This is a genomic window from Flavobacterium sp. (assembly GCF_024710485.1).
Lineage (GTDB): Bacteria > Bacteroidota > Bacteroidia > Flavobacteriales > Flavobacteriaceae > Flavobacterium.
In genome coordinates this window covers 39,609-60,500 of record NZ_JANJUQ010000041.1, presented here as the reverse complement: position 1 = coordinate 60,500, position 20,892 = coordinate 39,609, and the positions used below count along the sequence as shown (strand labels likewise).

General features: G+C 41.8%; 13 protein-coding genes. 1 reads left to right on the top strand and 12 read right to left on the bottom strand.

The genetic code is table 11. The features are described 5' to 3' along the window. Positions 1-62: 62 nt before the first annotated feature. Positions 63-5,708: an alpha-2-macroglobulin gene (locus Q0M21_RS11020; protein WP_295338133.1), complete on the bottom strand. Its 5,646-nt coding sequence runs from the start codon at positions 5,706-5,708 to the stop codon at positions 63-65. Between the two features lie 129 nt (positions 5,709-5,837). Further along, the gene (locus Q0M21_RS11015) at positions 5,838-6,281 is read right to left on the bottom strand and encodes a nucleoside deaminase (RefSeq protein ID WP_295338131.1); all 444 of its coding nucleotides are present in this window, start codon (positions 6,279-6,281) and stop codon (positions 5,838-5,840) included. Positions 6,282-6,318: 37 nt separating this feature from the next. Here Q0M21_RS11015 and Q0M21_RS11010 point away from each other — a divergent pair, with 37 nt between their 5' ends. Beyond that, a complete protein-coding gene (locus Q0M21_RS11010) occupies positions 6,319-8,106 on the top strand; it encodes a 1-deoxy-D-xylulose-5-phosphate synthase (RefSeq protein WP_295338129.1) in 1,788 nt (595 codons plus the stop codon). Positions 8,107-8,302: 196 nt separating this feature from the next. On the opposite strand, the gene Q0M21_RS11005 is transcribed toward Q0M21_RS11010, so the two are convergent. The 10 genes from Q0M21_RS11005 to Q0M21_RS10960 form a co-directional block, all read right to left on the bottom strand. After that, the gene (locus Q0M21_RS11005) at positions 8,303-9,637 is read right to left on the bottom strand and encodes a deoxyguanosinetriphosphate triphosphohydrolase (RefSeq protein WP_295338127.1); all 1,335 of its coding nucleotides are present in this window, start codon (positions 9,635-9,637) and stop codon (positions 8,303-8,305) included. Positions 9,638-9,718: 81 nt separating this feature from the next. Continuing rightward, entirely contained in the window at positions 9,719-10,171 is a 453-nt protein-coding gene (locus tag Q0M21_RS11000; RefSeq protein WP_295338125.1) for a GNAT family N-acetyltransferase, read from the bottom strand. Continuing rightward, positions 10,171-10,677, bottom strand: coding sequence for an RDD family protein (locus tag Q0M21_RS10995; RefSeq protein ID WP_295338123.1), 507 nt, complete (start codon positions 10,675-10,677; stop codon positions 10,171-10,173). The genes Q0M21_RS11000 and Q0M21_RS10995 overlap by 1 nt, the downstream gene beginning before the upstream one ends. Before the next feature lie 3 nt (positions 10,678-10,680). Then, positions 10,681-10,905: a hypothetical protein gene (locus tag Q0M21_RS10990; protein WP_295338121.1), complete on the bottom strand. Its 225-nt coding sequence runs from the start codon at positions 10,903-10,905 to the stop codon at positions 10,681-10,683. A 252-nt stretch (positions 10,906-11,157) separates the two neighbouring features. Then, on the bottom strand, positions 11,158-13,581 hold the full coding sequence (locus Q0M21_RS10985; RefSeq protein WP_295338118.1) for a ribonucleoside-diphosphate reductase subunit alpha: 2,424 nt from the start codon (positions 13,579-13,581) through the stop codon (positions 11,158-11,160). Between the two features lie 200 nt (positions 13,582-13,781). After that, a complete protein-coding gene (locus Q0M21_RS10980) occupies positions 13,782-14,759 on the bottom strand; it encodes a ribonucleotide-diphosphate reductase subunit beta (protein ID WP_295338116.1) in 978 nt (325 codons plus the stop codon). Positions 14,760-15,106: 347 nt separating this feature from the next. After that, positions 15,107-15,589, bottom strand: a complete 483-nt coding sequence (locus tag Q0M21_RS10975; protein WP_295338114.1) for a hypothetical protein — start codon at positions 15,587-15,589, stop codon at positions 15,107-15,109. 62 nt (positions 15,590-15,651) lie between these two features. After that, the gene (locus tag Q0M21_RS10970; RefSeq protein ID WP_295338112.1) at positions 15,652-19,050 is read right to left on the bottom strand and encodes a hypothetical protein; all 3,399 of its coding nucleotides are present in this window, start codon (positions 19,048-19,050) and stop codon (positions 15,652-15,654) included. Between the two features lie 80 nt (positions 19,051-19,130). Then, a complete protein-coding gene (locus Q0M21_RS10965) occupies positions 19,131-20,384 on the bottom strand; it encodes an aspartate kinase (protein WP_295338110.1) in 1,254 nt (417 codons plus the stop codon). Continuing rightward, positions 20,384-20,884 (bottom strand): GNAT family N-acetyltransferase, encoded by a 501-nt coding sequence (locus Q0M21_RS10960; protein WP_295338108.1) that lies wholly within the window; start codon positions 20,882-20,884, stop codon positions 20,384-20,386. Before Q0M21_RS10960 ends, Q0M21_RS10965 begins: the two co-directional genes overlap by 1 nt. Between the last annotated feature and the right edge of the window lie 8 nt (positions 20,885-20,892).

Here is a 20,892-nt window from a genome sequence, read left to right as displayed (position 1 = left end):
AAATTGGAACGAAAAGCGGGAACACGGTTTACCGATAATTCCCGAACGCTTCGCTCCTAAATTTATTTCACCACTTCTACCCATTGTCCTTTAGTACGCGCTATGAACTCGTTGTCATACATGGCTTCGCATTGCAAGCCCGGCAAATAGTATTTCCCTAAATACGAAGCGTTCAATAGGATTTTAAACTGTCGGGTTTCCGAAGGCTTCAAACTGAAATAATAATTGGCTCGGTCGTCGCGGATGTCAATGTAATCGGCTACATTGTCGGTGGCACTGCCAAAATCTGTGTAACGGGTGTTGACTATTTCAAACCCTGACGGTACTATTTGCGATAGCGCAATATTTTCCACTCTTTCGTTCTTGCGGTTGGTTAGCGTAACCTCGGCGTAGAACTCGGTTCCTTGGGCGATTTTCGACACCGAAATCACTTTGCCTTTTCGGTCTTTGAAAACCAAACCGGCCGACACATTTTGCTGCATCGGTTTTTCACTGCCTACCGGAAGAATACCGCTATTCAGGATACGAACAAACAAATTGTTCTTCTTATTGTTTTTAAGTGTAACCGAATTGCTGCCCATTTTCACCGACAAGGTTCTTTGGGCTACCGTTTTATCGGTTGCAATCACTTCGGTTTTGCCATTGTTGGTGAACTGAACGGAAACACCTTTACTGCCGTTGGATTTGGCGAATTTGGCCATTGCATACAACCCATAAGCCGTGGTTTGGGTGCTCATCCATTGTTTGCTCGATAAATTTTTAGCCAATTTGGTAGCCATGGCAAAGGCCTTTTGTTTTTGGCCTAACAAAATCAGCGTTTCTAAAGCCATAGCCCTGTTTCTCTCGGCGGAACCGTAGTAGTAATAGTAGTAGCCATCTTCGGTGTTTTGTTCATCTATGAAAGATTTACTCAACAACGACATCCCGGCGGCATTTTGTTTCAGCATGGCATAACAAGCCGCCAAACGCAATTTGCTTTCGTTGGAAATACCAACTGTTTCGCGCAATCTGTTCATCGAAGCCAAATCGGGTGCACCGGCTAAAGCCAAAGTGTACAAGCGGTAGGATTGGGCCAAATCGTTGCCATAAGATTTTTCAAATCGCCATTGTTTGGCTGCTTTTTGTTGGTAAGACAACCATTTCGATTTGAAACTAATCGGTAAAACGTAGCCTTTTTTCTCGGCTTCGATTAAGAAATGACCGGCGTAAGAAGTACCCCAATCATCGGCATCTACATTGCCCGGCCAATACGACAAGCCTCCGTTAGGCAATTGGAAATTCCCCAAACGCTTGATGCCGGCCATGACATTTTTCTGGATATTTTGCTTGCGAACCGCATCTAAGTCCATTACTTCTGTCAAATACAATTGCGGGAAAACGGAAGAAGTAGTTTGCTCTACACAACCGTGCGGGTACTGGATTAAGTAATCCAATCTTCGACTGAAATCAACAGTTGGCGACGAGGAAACTTCCATTTTGGCTTTGTTGCTGCCACTTACGCCAAAGGTTTTCCAACTAATGGTTTTGGAACTGTTCGGCGGAATCACCACATCGGTAAAATCATTCGTCACCGGATTCGGGTTCGTCACATCAATCTCAACAGCGTAAGTCGATTTTTCTTTGCCGGAAACTGCGGTAATTTCGATTTTGCCGATACCGGTAGTGGCTCCGACTTCCAAATTAAAATAACCCATTTTTTCATCGGGTTCGGTAAACTTGATAACTTGACTCGACTTACCAATCACCCTAACACTATTATTGGTTTTGATTTGCAAGGTGACATTTTTAATGTATTTCTCGGTTGCAAACAAGGTAACCGGTAACGTAACTTTTTCAGAAGGCGAAATTTTTCGTGGCAAAGAAGCCAAAATCATCAACGGACTTTTCACCGGAGTGGCTTTTTCCGCCATCCCGTAAGCACTGGTTTTCGCATCGGCCGCTACCACCATAGTGCGAACAGAACCAATGTATTTCGGCAACTTGATTTGGTGAGTCTTCGAACTGCCGTTTGATTCAAACGGACCATAATATAAAACTACCGGTTTGAAACGGTTGGCTTTTTTGGCTTTTCCGCCTCCCGCATCGGCATCACCACCGATACTGAAAACCTGATTTACTTTACCGCCATAAGCGCCAATCACATCATCATAAACATCCCAAGTTCTTACGCCTAAAGCTTCTCGGGTGTAGAAACTGGTCCAGGCATTCGGCGTTTTGAAACGGGTTAAATCCAGCAATCCTTCATCCACCACAGCTATGGTGTATGTCATTTTTTTGCCTTTCTTTTCAGAGACTTTAACATTGATGGTTTGCTCCGGACGCAACACATCAGGCATGGTGAGTACAGGTTCTAATACCGTATTTTTATCGATAACTTCTATCGGAACGATACCGTACATGCGGATAGGCAAATCGTTTTTGGTAGACGCATGCGGTTGCAGTAAGGAAATGTTGATGTACACATTCGGCGCCATTTCTCCGGTAATCGGTAACTCGACTGTGGTTTCGCCTTTTTTGGTTTTGGCCCAAATGGTTTTCAATACTTTGGTGCCGTTTTCAATGGAAATCATAGCCCTGCCGCCTTCGCTGGACGGGAAGAAAATTTTGGCTTTATCGCCTACCGCATAATTGGTTTTATCGGTAGAAAAACGAAGCATTGTAGCCGATTCACCATCCGTATTTCTGGATTTAGCCGACCACCAAGGCATATCGATATAGACTCTGACTCCTGTAGCGTGCCCGTCATTCGGATCGGTTACACGTACCAAATAATTACCCCATTCGTCATCCGGCACTACAAAAGACACGCTGCCTCTGCCCGATGCATCGGTATTGATAAAAAAGTTTTTGTAAGCAATAGTGGCATTAGAAGTATTGTAACTGGACAAATCATCGTTAGAGGCATCCCACCACCAACGCGATTCCATTCGGTACACACTAACTTGTAAATTTCTCACAGCACGCGGACGACCGGTTTCACTTAGCGTAACTATGTCAAATCGGTTAGCCCTCCCGGTTTCAATCATCCCGTATTTGTTGGGTTCGGGCGATTTGATACCGACATAAGTAGTGTAAGGCGAATAGTTGGTGGAAGCTACATCGGTACTCACATCGCCGCCGTTTTCATATACTTTGGTAATGAAAGCGGCGCGCAACATTCCCGGCGCTTGGCCTTCAATGTTCGGTTTAATCGGAATAGAAGCACGTCCGTTACCATCGACTTTGCCGGAGAAAATGTTGATTTCTTCGGTATAAAATCTACGTGTCGGATCGTCGAAAACATAGTTGGCAAATCCTTTAAAAGTGGTGAGTTGTTGTGAAAACTTCGCTTGCACTTCGGTTTTTAAATCCTTAGCCACAGCGCCGTGTAACCACAAAACCTGCATGTTGTTGATGTTTTCTTTATTGGCCGAAAGCACCGACTCGTTAAAACTGTTTTTAATTTTTAATCGATTCGGTTTGATGGTTTCGATTTTGATGCTTTTGTAAAATCGCGCGCCGCCGACACTTACCACGGCTTCCCAATTTCCGGTGATGTCGCTGGTTTCAGTTGGAATGACGAATTTGTAATGGTTTAAATCGTTCAGTTTTTGTACTGCTTCGTAAACCGTCTTGCCTTTAGGATCGTTCAGTTTTAATTTAATCGGATGCGAAGCCGGCAATTTGTTCGCGTTATCGTTTAAGATAAAAGACAGATACACGGTATCGCCCGGACGCCAAACACCTCTTTCTCCGTAGATATAACCTTTGATGCCTTTTTGCAGGGTTTCGCCTGACACATCAAAATTACTCAACGACAATGACAGCTCATCGTCTAACTTGACATAAGTACTTTGATCGCCTTTGGTTACTATAGCAAAGTAGGCGTATTTTTCCAATTGGAAAGAAGCCAAACCATCGCCATCAGTTTGTGAACCGGCAATTTGTTGTTGTTGGTAATTGTACAAATCCACCGTAGCGCCTGAAACCGCAGCAGTAGTCACAATATCACTAACAGCTACCACCACAGATTTGTCGGTGCCCCTTTTAGCAATGACACCCAAATCGGAGGCCAAAATATTGGTTCCGACTCTGGTATTGTAGAAATAATAGTTAGTGCAAGGATCTTGTCGCTCGCGCCATTCGTAGTCTTGTTCGTAATAATAGTCGTAACCACTGTTGCTGTAATTGATATCGTCTTCCGCTACCGGTTCATCCTCTTCTTCGTTGTTGTAATCTTCGTCGTCTTCAGCACTTACCGAAGTACATTTGTACATCGAGTACTCTTTTTTAAAGGAAAACTCAACGCGATAAATGGCGCCCGGTTCGGGTTTGATAATCTTGGACAAATCCAAAGCGTAAGTATTCCACTTGGTGTAATCGATAAGGTTATTTTGCTTGAGTTCGATTTTGGTTTTGGCTACCGATTGCCCCACTCTGCGCAAGTTTTCGGTGCCGTTGAGATTGTTGTCTTGCAAAAATTGTAGGATGTTATTTTTGTAAATTTTAAAGACTTTCACGTCAACAGCATTCAGATTCGCCGCTTCAAAATTGATTTTCAAATTGTTAGAACTCGGTAAAATCGTACCGCTTTTGAGCAATTTTACGCCGGGTTTTACTTGTTCAAACAGCAACTTTTCGGAGTAGTTTTGCTTCATCTTGTAACCGTCGATGTTTTCAATGCCCTGAAATACTTCAACTAATTTACTTCCGGAAAATCCGGTTTCAGCGGCAGCAACGGCTTCCACAATTTCTTCCACAGCAACAGCAGCAGTGTCAACAGCAGCCATAGCCGTATCGACAGTTGCGGTAGTAGTACCGCGGTCGACTTTGGAATCGGGTTCTTTGTTGTAAAACACTTTTAAAACATTCCCCATCGTGGCAAACTTGAGGTTGTTGGTGTTTTCGATGGCCACTAATCCTTTGAAATCTTGGTCTTTTTTTAGCGGATCGGAAAAATTAATCAGCACCGATTGGTTGTTGGCATCGCCTACTTCAATCTTCAAGACTTTAAACTGGTTTTTACCCGGAATTGGAAATTTGGTCACGCCTTTTTGGTCAATGTCAACCGCATCGCCATCCCAGTTGATAAAAATCTCACTGTCGTCATCAAAACGCTGAATACTGTCGATCATAAATTTAAAATCGGTACTCGTACTCAAAGCTTTGTCGAATTTGATTTTGAGTTTTTTATCGTTTTGTGTAACCTCAATAATTTTTTGGGCTTCTTCTAACGTAAGGTTATCGGCGGTTTTTAAATTACCGTTCAAGTAGTACCAATCTTTGCTGTACGATTGCAAATCTTGGGTGTTGACGATAAAATCTTGCTTAATGGTTTTGACAGAAAAATTGAAATTGGCTAAATCCTTCGGCACTTTATTGGTAATGTCCGAAAGGCGTAACGTAATTTGATAGAGCGTATTTTGCTCTAATTTTTCGTTGGGAATAAAAGCAATAGTGTTGGGTGACAAGGCAACCACTTTACCACTCACACTTGGAGAAACGTCAAACAAATCGCTGTCTAATTCCTGATTGGGTTTCCAATCGCTTTTGTTGAAGGCCAACTGTACCCTGAAGTCGGAGTTGACCGAGACAAAGCCCGATGAAAATCCTGTAATGTAATCTTTGTAAAGAGAGGGATCTGAATCAAAATCGGAAGCCGATTTTTTAGAACAGGATTGCCACAGTAACATGGCAACAAGCAAACCTAGAATCTTGCTGGTTTTCATCGTTTTAAAAGGAATTATTTGTTAGAACTTTTGCCTTGGAATTTTGCTCCAATTAGCATCATAACGCTAAAGTTATTAAAATAGTATTTACGTTATGAATAATTTTTTAAGAATATTTTTCTGAATTTTTTAGTTGCGTTTGGATGCAAAAAATCTGACCATCAAATCGGCTGCCTCTTGGGCTAAAACGCCTTTAACGACCTGGGTTTTGGGATGCAATTGGGTGCCTAATTTTTGAAAACCGCGTTGCTCATCAGAAGCGCCGAAAACCACTTTGGAAATTTGGCTCCAATACAAAGCACCGGCACACATCTGGCAAGGTTCTAAAGTAACATACAAGGTGCAGCCTTTGAGGTATTTGCCGCCGATAAAATTAGCCGCTGAAGTAATGGCTTGCATCTCGGCATGAGCGGTTACATCGTGTAGCATTTCGGTAAGATTGTGGCTGCGGGCAATCACTTTGTTATCGATTACAATAACGGCACCCACGGGAATTTCGCCTTTTTCAAAAGCCATTTCGGCTTCCTGCAAGGCTTTCTTCATAAAATACTCGTCGGTGAAAGGATTTTCCATAAAACAAAAATACAATTTCAATTCGTACCTTTGTGGCATGTCGAAAGAATTGCTTGAAAAAATCAATAATCCATCGGATTTAAGAAAACTCGATGTAACACAATTGCCACAACTGGCCAAGGAGTTACGCGAATTTATCATTGATATTGTTGCCGTAAAAGAAGGCCATCTTGGTGCTAGTTTGGGCGTAGTCGAATTGACCATTGCCTTGCATTACGTGTTCAACACACCCGAAGATTTGTTGGTTTGGGACGTTGGACATCAAGCTTACGGTCATAAAATTTTAACCGAAAGACGAACAAAATTCGACACCAACCGTCAACTCGGCGGTCTTTCAGGTTTTCCGAAACGAAGCGAAAGCGTATATGATACTTTTGGTGTGGGCCATTCTTCTACTTCCATTTCGGCGGCTTTGGGCATGGCGATTGCGTCCCAGCTTAAAGGTGAAAACAAACACCATATAGCCGTAATAGGTGACGCATCAATTGCCAGCGGAATGGCCTTTGAAGGATTAAATCATGCCGGCGTGACCGATGCAGATTTGCTGGTAATTTTAAACGACAATGCTATCGGCATTGACCCGAGCGTTGGCGCCTTAAAGAACTACTTAACCGCAGTCAAAGAAGGTAAAAACCCGAAGCAAAACAACATGATTAAATCGTTAAACTTCGACTATTCGGGTCCGATTGACGGTCACGATTTGCCAACGCTAATCAAAGAGTTGGAGCGACTCAAAAAAGTCAAAGGACCGAAGTTTTTACACATCATAACCACCAAAGGCAAAGGCTTACAACAAGCCGAAGAAGACCAAGTGAAATACCACGCACCGGGTAAATTTGATGCCGCTACCGGAGAAATTATCAAAAAATCCGAGGAACATTTACCACCGAAATTCCAAGATGTTTTTGGGTTGACTTTGGTTGAACTGGCTAAAAACAACCCTAAAATAATTGGGATTACGCCGGCTATGCCCAGCGGAAGTTCGATGAAGTTTATGATGGAAGCATTCCCAAATCGCGCTTTTGATGTTGGGATTGCTGAACAACACGCCGTAACCTTAGCTGCCGGAATGGCTACGCAAGGCATGGTGGTTTTTTGCAACATTTATTCGACGTTCCTGCAACGTGCTTATGACCAAGTGATACACGATGTAGCCTTGCAAAACCTACCGGTAATTTTTTGTCTAGACCGCGCCGGTTTAGTGGGAGAAGACGGAGCCACCCATCACGGGGTTTTTGACATCGCCTATTTGCGTTGTATTCCGAACCTAATGATTTATGCGCCTAAAGATGAAATCGATTTGCAAAACATCCTATATACGGCTTCTTTAGGATTGAAACATCCGATTGCCATTCGGTATCCGCGAGGCAGAGGTAAAAATGCCGACTGGAAATTCCCGAGCAATTTCCAAAAAATTGAAATGAGAAAAGCGCAAAAACTCAAAAAAGGCAAAAAAGTCGCCATTTTATCCACCGGAACGATTGCGACTAATGTAGCAGCGGCTTTGGCTGAGATAGAAGACGCCGGCCATTTTGCGCACTATCATTTTGGGTTTGTCAAGCCTTTAGACGAAAAGAAACTCCATAAGATTTGCGATAAATTCTCAACAATTATCACTGTAGAAGATGGTGTAACCACCGGCGGATTTGGTAGCGCTATACTTGAATTTGCAGCGAAAAACGATTACGTGAACGAAGTTTTCCTTTGTGGCGTTCCCGATTATTTTATCGAACACGGCACAGTAGATGAGTTGCAACAATTCTGCAATATCGATGTGGATGGATTGAAATCGCTTTTCTCCACTGTATTAGAAGAAGACGAATAACTACGCTGATTCTATAAAGCGGTTTTTGGCCTCAGAATCTGGCAGGCGAGTGTCAAATATTCGAAGAATCCGTGAAATAAAAAGCTGTCTGAGCAAAGCGAGTTCTTTTTATTTAGGATTCGAGAAAAAATTTGACCGCCGAAGATTCTGAGCCTTGACTTTTTTGTCACTTTTTGTGTCAAGACAAAAAGTGAAATTAAGCCGTCACAATCTTGTTCAACTCCACCGCTTTCCCATCGGTGAGCATCGAGATGAAGTGGCAAATGTGCAGCAATCGATCGTAAAGACTTTCTTTTTCCAAATGGTGTTTCTCGGGTAAAATCTTCATTAACAACTTATCGTAATTCGTGGCTTTACCATCATAAGTATTGTTGTAGGCTGTAATGAATTTATCGAGTAAATTATTGATGATTTGGTAGCCCGAGAGTTCCTTTTCAATCACTTCCCGACTTTGGTAAATGTTTTTGACGCTCAATTTGATGATGTCGTCCATTTGCGCTTTGTACTTGCTTTTGTCGGTTAAGGCGAAGTGGAATTTTCCTTGTAAAATCGCTTCTTCATTTTCGATAAACACGCGAACGGCATCGTTAATCAAATTCCCGATAGCCAAAGCGCGCAAGTAGCTAATTCGGTCTTCTTTGGTAGTCAACGATTGGTATTTCGCCGCATCGATAGTGTCTTTGACCAATTTGATTAGGTATTCCAAAGCGTAATCTTCGGAAACCAAGCCGAGATTGATGCCGTCTTCAAAATCGATAATGGTGTAGCAAATATCATCAGCCGCTTCGACTAAAAAAGCCAACGGATGGCGTTCGTAACCAACATCTTCACCGGTTTTGTTGGGAATCATGCCCAATTCTTCAGCGACTTCCTTGAAGAAAGCCACATCCGATTGGAAGAAACCGTACTTTTTATCTGCGATGTTTTTGGTGGGTTTTTTGGGCAGACTTTCCTTCGGGTATTTGGTGAAAGCGCCAAGGGTGGCATAGGACAATCGCAAACCGCCTTCAATCCCGGGACGCGAACCCGTTAAGATGGAAAAACCATTGGCGTTGCCTTCAAAATCGACTAAATCCTGCCATTGTTTTGGCATTAATTGGTCTTTGTATTGTTGGCCTTTTCCTATCGAAAAATACTCGCCTATGGCTTTTTCTCCCGAATGGCCGAATGGCGGATTGCCGATATCATGAGCCAAAGCCGCGGCAGCGACTATCGCTCCGAAATCGTTCATATGATAGCCGTGTACTTCTTTCAGATACGGATACTTTTCTATGATTTTTTTGCCGACCAGTCTTCCGATGGAACGTCCAACGACGGAAACTTCCAAACTGTGCGTCAAACGCGTGTGCACAAAATCAGTTTTCGATAGCGGAATGACTTGGGTTTTGTCTTGCAAACTGCGAAAGGCTGAAGAGAAAATAATACGATCGTAATCCACTTCAAAGCCGAGACGGGTGTCGTCTTGTTCGATGCGTAAACGTTTACCGGTATCGCCTTGGCGTTTTAGAGAGAGCAATTGTTCCCAGGTCATACAATATTAAATTTTAGATTTTAAATATAAGCCCTTCGACTGCGCTCAGGGTGACAATATAGTTGTAACCAAAAATACGTTTTAATTTAGAATTTTCTTCATACAAACGCTGTTTTCCACGCCTATGTATTGCCCGAAATTTTCAGTGATTTCATAGCCTAGCTTTTGGTACAACCCGATGGCGTCTTTTTGCAGGTGACCGGTTTCGAGTATGGCCATTGTATAGCCTTCCTCTTTGGCCCAAAGTTCTAATTCGGTTATAATGGCTTTGGCGATGCCTTTGCCACGATAATCCGGACGAGTATACATGCGTTTGATTTCGGCGGTTTTCGAGTCGTATTCTTTGTAAGCTCCAATGCCAACCGGAAACTCATTGTCATAAACAATCAGCGCATTTTTAAGCAAACTGCTTTTATTGAATTGGGCGTAAAACTCGTGGTCGTCACCATCTAAAACACGCAAATAAGCATCTAACTCGGCTACTAACTGTCCGAAGTCGGGACGGTCTGAAGTAGTACGAATCAGTTGTATCATTAGGCTTCCTGGTTTTCTCCAATTTCTTCAAACGAATGGAACAACTCTTTGCTGATGCGCAATTCCTCTTTGTTAACCACATAGGTTTTAGACAAACTATCGTGCCAACCTACACAAGGCGTTCCGAAAAAGGAGAAGAATTCGAACGGAATCAAGCGGCACAAACTGCGAATTAAGATTGCATTGGCCACTGGTTTTTCGCCGTATTCGTCTACCACTACGGTTTTGGTCATGAGTTTGCCAACTGTAGTACCGAAAAAGATTTCGAAAATATTATAATATACCAGCAATACTACCAAACCAATGGTAAGTTCTTGAATGCGTGTGATATTTTGGAAAAAGATCAGTATTTCTTCATTTCCGGTTAAAACACCAATCATAGCAGCTATCATCCCGATAACGAATGTTAGTCCCAAACGGGCCACATAATCGATAACAACGTTTGCAAATCGCTTTCCGTTAGAGGCGATAATTTCGTCGGGTATGGTATATTGACGATTGCTCATGCGTTACTCTTTTTCGTTGGCCAAGAAGAAATGTCGGGATTTCTTTGGGTATTGGTTGTAGCTTTTATCGCTGGGATTGGCAACGACGGATTTGATATTGATTTCGTCTCCAACTTTAAAATTTGCTTCGGTATATTGGTAATCCAATAAATACTCGCCGCAATAATAATTACCGTTTTCATCTTTTTGGATGATGCCGGTGTAGACTCCTTTTTTTTGTTTTGACATGGTTTACCGATATTAAATCCCTAACGGGATTGGCCCTAGCCCCGATTACTTCACTAAATTAAAAACATTTCATTGATGTTCAGTGAATGCTTTGCATTTAGAGCAAGTATCCTTTTTTGACAACCCAGCATCTCGACTGCGCTCGATGTGACAAAAAAGATACTGCGGAAAGCGGGAAATAGCTCCTAAAATTAATCAAAAAACAGCCATCTAACGACAGCTGTTTTTCTAAATTGTTGTTTTATTTTTTAATTACGATCCGCACATTTCGCAGTCGTCACCACCATTGGCGGCGGCGGCACGAGCGCGTTCTACCATAGCGGCAAAATCTTCGGCGGTCATTTCTCCGTTTTCGGTTGGTGCTACTACTTCTACAGCTACCGGTTCGGCGATTGGTTCTGCTTTTTTATCGTTGCTTAAGGTGAACTTGATAGCGTCTACCGCGGCTTTGGTTCTGAGGTAGTACATACCGGTTTTTAAGCCGCTTTTCCAAGCATAGAAGTGCATCGATGTCAGTTTCGCATAGTTGGCGTCTTGCATGAACAAGTTTAACGATTGCGATTGATCGATGAAATACCCACGGTGACGCGACATGTCGATGATGTCTTTCATTGACATTTCCCAAACGGTTTTGTAAAGTTCTTTTAAGTCGGCCGGAATGCGCTCAATATTTTGTACCGAACCGTTGTGACGCATGATTTCCTGTTTCAATTCTTCGTTCCACAAACCGCGTTTTACTAAGTCTTCCAACAAGTGTTTGTTGACTACAATAAACTCACCCGACAATACGCGACGCGTGTAAATGTTAGAGGTGTATGGTTCGAACGCTTCGTTGTTGCCTAAGATTTGCGACGTTGAAGCGGTTGGCATTGGTGCCATCAACAAAGAGTTTCTTACGCCGTGTTGCATTACTTCTTTGCGCAAACTTGCCCAATCCCAACGGCCGGACAATTCTTCGTCTTTGATGTTCCAGAGGTTGTGTTGGAACAAACCTTCTGAAATTGGCGAACCTTTAAAGCTTGAGTATGGACCTTCTTCTTTGGCCATTTCCATCGACGCCGTTACGGCTGCAAAGTACATGGTTTCGAAGATGTCTTGGTTTAATTGTTTGGCTTCGTCGCTGGTGAACGGCATGCGCAACAAGATGAAGGCATCGGCCAAACCTTGTACGCCCAATCCTACCGGACGGTGACGCATATTGGAGTTTTCGGCTTCTTTAACAGGATAGTAATTGCGGTCGATTACTTTATTTAAGTTGCGGGTTACGCGCTTGGTTACATTGTATAGCAATTCGTGGTTGAACTGACCGTTTTCCACAAACATTGGTAAGGAAATAGAAGCCAAGTTACACACGGCAATCTCATCTTCGGAAGTGTACTCCATAATTTCGGTACACAAGTTAGAAGAGCGAATGGTTCCCAAATTCTTTTGATTGGATTTGCGGTTCGCAGCATCTTTGTACAACATGTATGGCGTTCCGGTTTCGATTTGCGACTCTAAGATTTTCTCCCAAAGTTCACGCGCTTTTACTGTTTTTCTGCCTTTACCTTGTGCTTCGTAAGAAGTGTACAACGCCTCAAATTCGTCGCCGTAAACATCGTACAAGCCCGGACATTCGTTGGGACACATTAAGGTCCAATGCGAGTCTTCTTCCACGCGTTTCATGAACAAATCCGACGTCCACATGGCAAAGAATAAGTCACGCGCACGCATCTCTTCTTTTCCGGTGTTCTTTTTCAAGTCGAGGAATTCAAAGATATCCGCATGCCAAGTTTCTAAGTAAATGGCGAAACTTCCTTTTCTTTTCCCGCCACCTTGGTCTACGTAACGCGCGGTATCGTTGAATACACGCAACATTGGCACAATTCCGTTAGACGTTCCGTTGGTACCGCGGATGTACGAACCTGTCGCACGAACATTGTGGATAGACAAACCGATTCCTCCAGCTGATTGCGAGATTTTAGCGGTGTTTTTTAGCGTATCATAAATGCCATCGATGCTATCGTCTTTCATCGACAACAAGAAACAAGACGACATTTGCGGTTTTGGCGTACCGGCGTTGAATAAAGTTGGCGTAGCGTGGGTAAAGAACTTCTTCGACATTAAGTCGTACGTTTCAATTACCGCATCCAAATCGTTTAAGTGAATCCCAACAGAAACACGCATTAACATGTGTTGCGGACGCTCTACGATTTTGCCGTTGATTTTGAGCAAATACGAACGCTCTAAGGTTTTGAAACCGAAATAATCGTAATTGAAATCGCGGTTGTATATGATGTGTGAGTTTAAGAACTCGGCATTTTCTTGAATTACCTTGTGCACTTCTTCAGACAGTAGCGGTGCCGCTTGGTTGGTTCTTGGATTAACATAGTGGTACATTTCGTTCATGGTTTCCGAGAACGATTTGTTGGTGTTTTTATGCAAATTGGAAATAGCAATACGAGCGGCTAATTGGGCATAATCCGGGTGCGTAACTGTCATCGATGCGGCAGTTTCAGCAGCCAGGTTGTCGAGTTCGGAAGTGGTTACGCCGTCATACAATCCTTCGATAACTTTCATCGCTACTTTTACAGCGTCTACCAATTCATTTAAACCATAGCATAGTTTTTTAATTCTATCCGTGATTTTGTCAAACATTACCGGTTCCTTGTGACCGTCTCTTTTTACTACGTACATATTTGTTAGGTTTTGTGAAATAGAGAATCCCTTCGCTACTTCGAGTTACTTGTTTTGTTTTTTGTTAATCCCTTAACTTGCAGAAGATGCTTATGCGGTTTTATGAGAAGCTGTTCCGGCTGTACGCTATATCTTTTATTCTTGTTTGACAACAAAAATAAAAGGATGCCGCTGCCATCCGGGCTAGGCTACTGCATATTTTAGAAGTCAGCGTCGAAGCTGATTTTTTGATCTTCGGTATCTTTCGACATTACACCGGCTTTTTGGTATTCGGCCACGCGCTTTTCGAAGAAATTGGTTTTTCCTTGTAGTGAAATCATATCCATGAAATCGAAAGGATTGGTTGAGTTGTAGACTTTTTTACAGCCTAATTCCACTAACAATCTATCGGCTACAAACTCCAAATATTGCGTCATTAAAGTAGCATTCATACCGATCAAACTTACCGGTAAAGATTCGGTGATGAATTCGCGCTCAATATTCAATGCATCAGTAATGATTTCGGTAATTCTTTCTTTAGACACTTTGTTAACCAAATGATGGTTGTGTAAGTGTACGGCAAAGTCGCAGTGAACACCTTCGTCACGAGAAATCAACTCGTTAGAGAAGGTTAATCCCGGCATCAATCCGCGTTTTTTCAACCAATAAATCGAACAGAACGCACCTGAGAAGAAAATGCCTTCTACCGCAGCAAAAGCAATCAATCTTTCGGCAAACGAATCCGACTTGATCCAACGCAAAGCCCATTGTGCTTTTTTCATAATCGCCGGAAACACCTCAATGGCATGAAAAAGCTCGTTCTTTTCGGCTTCGTCTTTTACGTAGGTATCAATCAACAACGAATAGGTTTCGCTGTGGATGTTTTCCATCATAATTTGGAAACCGTAGAAAAATTTGGCTTCGGGATATTGTACTTCGTTTACAAAGTTTTCGGCTAAGTTTTCGTTTACAATACCGTCAGAAGCCGCAAAAAAAGCTAAAATGTGCTTGATAAAATACTTCTCATCAGCATTCAACTTGTTGTTCCAGTCCGATAAATCTTGGTGTAAATCGATTTCTTCGGCGGTCCAAAAACTGGCTTCCATTTTTTTGTACCAATCCCAAATATCATGATGTTTGATAGGGAAAATCACGAAGCGGTTTTTGTTCTCTTGTAAAATTGGTTCGATAGCGGCCATTTTGATTCTTTTTTTGGATTATTTGGGAGATTTTTTCTTCAATCTGTCTGTTACAAAGATTGTCAAACCAAACGTAAAATGAAAGCCAAACTTATTCACAATCGGCTTTAGTTTTTAACAAAACCGGACTTTGTTCAATCTTTTTATTGAATTTTTAACTAATTGATTTTCAATAATTTATTTTTTTAAAAATCGACAAAAAGCCCTAAAATAAAGGGAGTTAAGAATTTACTGATGGGGAAATTTTAACATTTCGGCGACTTCTGAAAATGGGATTTTCGGCCAAAAAAAAGTGGCTTTCCGAATGGGAAAACCACTTAAGCATATAATTGAGGAATCAGCCTCTTTTAGTCTTCGGAAATATAGGTTTTGTTTCCGTTTTTATTGATGTAATATTTACCGCCTCTAGGTCCGGTGTACACTTTTTTACCTTTATAAGAACCCGTTACTTTGTCTTTGTTGTTTTTTGGCGCTTTTTCTTTCGACTCTCTTTCTTTGACTTCTTTTTTGGCTTTAGCTTCTGCTTTATTGGCCTCCGATTTAGCTTTGCCTTCCGCCGATTTCATTTCGCCTTTTACTGAAGCATTATTGTCTTTCGATTTGAAACGCTTGTCCGGAGTACCGTCCTTTTTCAAAGGCACATTGCTTTTTTTGAAACGCTTGTCGGGCGTTCCGTCTTTTTTCAAAGGCGTGGCAGACTTGGTTTCTTTTTCAGCTTTGTCTTTAGCGGCTTGCTCTGTTTTAGCTTTTGCTTTTTTAGCTTTGGTTTCCTGTGCCGTGGCGTTTGCGATAAAGGCAAACAAAAAGCACAATAAAAATACTTTTCTCATAATGTTAACTTTTTAGTTGGTGATTAAAATTACTAAAAAAACACTTCCAAAAATCATTCCACCTAAAAATACGCTCTCAATTGTACATTTCCGGTATGAATGGTTTGGCTAGTCTCGGATTTTCGCCCTTGGTAATTGATATTAATATCGAGATATTGCGTTAAATTCTTTTGCAACAACAAACGCCAGGTAAGGTTTCGGCCCGGACGCAAGCCTTCCAACATTTGAAAAGCTACCGGCTGAGAGGCATCACCTTCAAACGTATTTTGATAAAGAGAGAATTCGCCGTTGGCTGTGATCTTCTTTTCGCCCGCATAAGAAAATGAAGTTCCAAATCGTTGCTGCGCCAAGGTTTCCCTGTTTCCTTGTAGATTTTCTTTGTTTTGGTATTCGTAAAAAATATCCCAGCTCGCATTTTTGCTGAATAAATAGGAAATCTTCGGGTTGATTTGATAGCCCTCGACTTTAAAATTCTTACTTTCATAATTCTCCGAGGTCAATCCGCTTTGGTTGATTTTTGTTCCGAAATTAAACAACCAAACATTCTTAAGTAAATGCGTATACTGCAACTGATGCGATTGATTTTGACTGGATTGTGAACCTACTGTAAGCAAGGCGCGGAGTTCGTTTTGGGTATAATTATAGGTAACCGAATGCTTTTGCTTCCCGCGATTGTAAAAGAAACTGTTTCGGAAACTGGTATTCAATCCTAATTGGTTGTCTGCATTATTAGGTAGCGGATTCAAATCGAAATTGCCGCCTTCTCTCCTTATTTTGCGTTCGATTAAATAGGATGTTTGATTGTAAAAATGCGAGAGGAACTTTTTAAATCCTTTGGCGTTTTGCCACTGCGCCGGATTTAAAGTGAGCGACTGCGAGAATTTATTTTGATGCGTTTTTACAAAAACTTGGTTCGGCAAAAACACCCGAACATATTTGGCTTGGTCGGGAAAAGGCGCGACTTCAAACTCCTGCAACTCCTGAATCCCGTTGTTGTTGTAATCAATCCAAGTGAAAACACCTTGCCCGGGTTCGACTTCCAAATAGGTAAATTCCTGTTGCGCAATGGTTCCCGAAGTGTTTTCGTAAGCGGTGCTAACTTGCATCTTTTGCTTAAAAAACTGATCGTTGTACAACAATCTGGAGTTGAGCGACGGTTCGTTTTCGCGGTCGGCGGCTTCAAATTTCAGATTGCGGTAATTGACAAACAAAGATAGATTGGTTTTGTCGTTTTGAATCAGACGTGATTTTAAGTAATACGATTGCGAAGTGTTGACTCTTTTTACCGAGCCGTTTTGCAAACTGTCGTTTACCCTTTGCAAATAGCCTAGCTCTACAAAGACTTTGGTACTATCTCCTCGGCCGACAAAAGCACCGTATTCGGTAAACTTCTGGCTTAAAGTAGACAACTGGTTGGTCGCCGCCAAACGCTCTTTATTATCTTCCAAACGTAACGTTCCGCCAATCCAATTCTTTTTAAAATGATAGCGCGCTTGCGATTGATTTCGGATGAAAGTTGATTTGGCAAAATTCCCGTCACTGTTCAATACGCTGGTATTTTGTTGTAAACTCCATTGGTTGAGTTTGAAAAATCCATTTACCGAATGGCAATTACCGCTAAAGCTTTTGGAAAAATCCAATTTCTCGAATTGATAGGTCAACTTCCCTTTTTGCGGCAGGATAAAATCCAAGCCGTTCACAATTAAACTCTGATTTCCGGAGAAAGTGGTCAAGTTCCAGTCGCGGTTGAATTCGATATTAAACAAACGCTCAATGGTTCTGAAATTTTCCTGCACCAATTGGTAATTCCCAAACGCATCCACTTGCCATTTTTTGGTTAGCAATCGTTGTTTGAAATTGAGCTTTCCGGCTACACCTTTATTGTCTTCATCGTCTAAAGCAGAAAACAAATTTTGGTCGTTGTTGCTCACGCCCAATTCAAAATCAACTACGGTTTTTTCATTCGGATTGTATTTCCCTAAAACAGTGGCGATTTGGATTTTCGTCGGTGCTACCAATCGCACTACCGGCTCGTAATTGCCTTGCGGAATGCCGGCTACCGGTTCAACGTACTGGTAAATTTTTCCGATAGCCGCAGTATTGGTTAGGATGTAGTTCCCTAAGTTATTGCCGACTAAAGTAAAGCGCACATTGTACAATTCGTCGTTCGGGTTGTTCGAATATTCAAAAACCTCAACGCCGTTTACAATGACTTTTTTGTACAAAATTTTATTGTCAGAATACGTATCGAGGTAAGCCGATGGTGCGTTCATTTGGTTGATGTCATCTCCGGCGTTGTTGAGTATGTCGACTTGTTCCGGCGACAAACTTTGTTGCAACGGCTGGTTTTTGACATCGTTTTCAGAATACAAATAGCCGCCCAAACTCCATTTTTTAGCCGTATGATTTACACCACCGTAGGTCACAAAACGCGTGTAATTTCTATCCGAATATTGGTATTCGATTACAATTCGCATTTCGGAATTGATGGGAAACAAAGACGTAAACGTGATTTCTCCGGCGTTATAGTCGATGATATAATCGTTATTTTCGCCACGTTTTTTAAGAATTCCGTTCACATAAACCCTTTCCGAACCCGAAATCACTAACACATACAACTCGCCGTTATTGCCGCGCAATTTGTATGGTCCTTGATTGCCTTCCTGACCGGTAAAAGTACTTCTGGCATATTGTCCGCGCACCAACGCGGCAGAAGCAAAAATTTCAGTTTTATTATCTTCGTCGCCTAAGGTAAAGCGAGTAGCCAAACCTTGCACTTTTTTGTTGAAATTAAGGAAACGCGATTGCCGGTTTTCCAAGAATAAATCGCCGGCGCGTATGCTCCATTTATCGGTAAACAATTCGATGAAAATTTGGTCGAATTCATCCAACTTTTGGGAATAACCGTTTTCCTGCAACGGAATGTTAGAATCCTGAATCGAAGCCCGAAGTGAGACTTTATCGGAGATTTTCCCGGTGATTTGTAAATCTAAATTCGAAGTAACCGAAGCATTTTGATTGTTCCCGATGGTTACGCCACGCGTAATGCTACCGGACGTATTTAAGCCTTCAAACGGCACAAACTTTTTTACGGAGCGATTGGTTTTTACTAAAAAGCCCGCTTCGTTGGGCACCACTTTGTCTTGGTCGTAAATGCTGTAGGTTTTGGTTAAAAATTCCGGATAGTTAAAATAGCGAATGGTAATGGTGTCGGTGACCGTGAAATTACTTTTAAAAACTAACTTTCCGGTTTTAAAATCGACTTTGTAGAATGACGTATCGACTTCTTTGCCTTCACGAGTGAGCAGTTTGAAGAAACTCGGGCTGATGCTGACTTTTTCAATGGCGATGGTATCTTTGGAAGGCAGGACTTTTTTGGTTCGGTACAGCGAATTGATTTCCTGAGCCGAAAGCCCGGAAAAAGTGAATAGTATCAACAATAAAAGCCCTTTTTTCAGCATATCTTAATAACGTAAAAATAGGCTTTTTTAATATAAAAAACCGCGAACACTTATTATTTTGGTCTTCGCGGTTGGTATAATTATTCTTTGGTGACTACTTGTAAAGTTTCACGGGAAATTTGCTTTAGTAGCACGGTTTTGCCTTTTTCCACCATTTCAGCGGCTTCTTTATTGAAGTGGCGAATGGTGTACAAAGAAACGTTTTCGTTGTAGGCTACTTTGAATTTTTTGGCCAAGATATTTTTCAAATCATTGAAGTTGCCGAATTTGTCTTCCACACAAACTGAAAAACTGATGGCCGAGTTTTGGATCAAACTTACCTTCATTTTGTATTGGTGGAACAGCGCAAAAATTTCGCTGATGTTTTCTTCCATGATAAAGGAAAAATCGATAGACGACAACGAAATTAACAATTGATCTCTTTTAACAATATAACACGGTGTTTGCGGCTCTAAATCTTTGCCTTTGGAAACACTGGTTCCCGGCAAAAGCGGATTGACAAAAGATTTGACGTGCAACGGAATTTCCTTTCTTTGTAATGGTTGCAAAGTTTTCGGGTGAATAACTGTGGCACCGTAAAACGCCAATTCTATAGCTTCGCGATAGGAAATTTGATTCAATAATATGGCGTTTTCAAAGTAGCGCGGATCAGCATTCATCACACCCGGAACATCTTTCCAGATGGTTACGCTTTCGGCATTCAAACAATAGGCAAAAATAGCCGCAGTATAATCAGAACCTTCACGACCCAAAGTAGTGGTGAAATTGTTTTCATCAGAACCTAAAAATCCTTGGGTAATGTTTAACGCTTTTTTCTTAACGCCTTTAGCAATGAGTTGCTGGGTTTTTTCCCAATCTACATTGGCATCGCGATAGGTATTGTCGGTTTTGATAAAATTGCGCACATCAATCCAATTGTTTTTCAAACCGGCTTGGGCGAAATAATGACTGACAATCGTAGTTGAAATAAGTTCTCCGAAACTCACCACTTGATCGTATACAAAGTTATAGTTTGGTGATTTGTTGCTTCGGATAAAATACTCCAAATCGGCAAAAAGACTATTCACGGCAAAGTACACATCGTGCTCTTCGTCTTCAAATAAATCCATCAAAATTTGGTAGTGGTATTTCTTGACTTCTTGTAAAGAAGAATGCAATTCGTTCGATTTTTCGAAATAGTTCTTAATCACAACTTCCAATGCATTGGTGGTCTTTCCCATAGCGGAAATCACCAAAAGTGTGTCTTCGTGACCTACTTTTTCCAATACACTGAATACGTTTTTAATCCCATCAGCGTCTTTAACTGACGCACCACCAAATTTGAAAATTCTCATTATAAATTAGTTAAAAAGTCATTGATTCCTTGTTCGTCCATTTGCACCACATCCCAATCGGCCAGGATTTTGGCGCCCGATTTTTTATAGAATTCGATGGCCGGCGTGTTCCAATCCAACACATTCCACTCGATTCTTCTAACGTTGTCTGCTTTGCCTTGCTCGATAATTTTGGTATACAAAGCCTTGCCGATTCCGCTACCACGCATTTTCTCTTTCACAATTAAATCTTCCAAGTGAATGGTTCTGCCTTTCCAAGTAGAATAACGGTAGTAGTATAATGCCATGCCAACAATTTGCTTCGCCTGTTCGCTATCGCTCGAGTCACCTTCTACTTCGGCCACAAAGGTGTAAAAGAGTGGATTTTCACCAAAACCATCGCGCTCCAAATCGGCCACGGTTACCACAACCGCATCGGGTTCTTTTTCAAAAATAGCCAGTTCTCGAATCAACTCGAGTACCGCCGGCATGTCGGCTTTGGTTCCTTTTCGGATGTTCATCGGGTGTT

What these genes read in the sequence shown, in the direction of transcription:
- Q0M21_RS10985 (WP_295338118.1), bottom strand. Translation starts at nt 13,581, where the DNA reads ATGTACGTAGTAAAAAGAGACGGTCACAAGGAACCGGTAATGTTTGAC.
- Q0M21_RS10990 (WP_295338121.1), bottom strand. Translation starts at nt 10,905, where the DNA reads ATGTCAAAACAAAAAAAAGGAGTCTACACCGGCATCATCCAAAAAGAT.
- Q0M21_RS10995 (WP_295338123.1), bottom strand. Translation starts at nt 10,677, where the DNA reads ATGAGCAATCGTCAATATACCATACCCGACGAAATTATCGCCTCTAAC.
- Q0M21_RS11020 (WP_295338133.1), bottom strand. Translation starts at nt 5,708, where the DNA reads ATGAAAACCAGCAAGATTCTAGGTTTGCTTGTTGCCATGTTACTGTGG.
- Q0M21_RS11005 (WP_295338127.1), bottom strand. Translation starts at nt 9,637, where the DNA reads ATGACCTGGGAACAATTGCTCTCTCTAAAACGCCAAGGCGATACCGGT.
- Q0M21_RS10970 (WP_295338112.1), bottom strand. Translation starts at nt 19,050, where the DNA reads ATGCTGAAAAAAGGGCTTTTATTGTTGATACTATTCACTTTTTCCGGG.
- Q0M21_RS10975 (WP_295338114.1), bottom strand. Translation starts at nt 15,589, where the DNA reads ATGAGAAAAGTATTTTTATTGTGCTTTTTGTTTGCCTTTATCGCAAAC.
- Q0M21_RS11015 (WP_295338131.1), bottom strand. Translation starts at nt 6,281, where the DNA reads ATGGAAAATCCTTTCACCGACGAGTATTTTATGAAGAAAGCCTTGCAG.
- Q0M21_RS10960 (WP_295338108.1), bottom strand. Translation starts at nt 20,884, where the DNA reads ATGAACATCCGAAAAGGAACCAAAGCCGACATGCCGGCGGTACTCGAG.
- Q0M21_RS11010 (WP_295338129.1), top strand. Translation starts at nt 6,319, where the DNA reads ATGTCGAAAGAATTGCTTGAAAAAATCAATAATCCATCGGATTTAAGA.
- Q0M21_RS10980 (WP_295338116.1), bottom strand. Translation starts at nt 14,759, where the DNA reads ATGGCCGCTATCGAACCAATTTTACAAGAGAACAAAAACCGCTTCGTG.
- Q0M21_RS11000 (WP_295338125.1), bottom strand. Translation starts at nt 10,171, where the DNA reads ATGATACAACTGATTCGTACTACTTCAGACCGTCCCGACTTCGGACAG.
- Q0M21_RS10965 (WP_295338110.1), bottom strand. Translation starts at nt 20,384, where the DNA reads ATGAGAATTTTCAAATTTGGTGGTGCGTCAGTTAAAGACGCTGATGGG.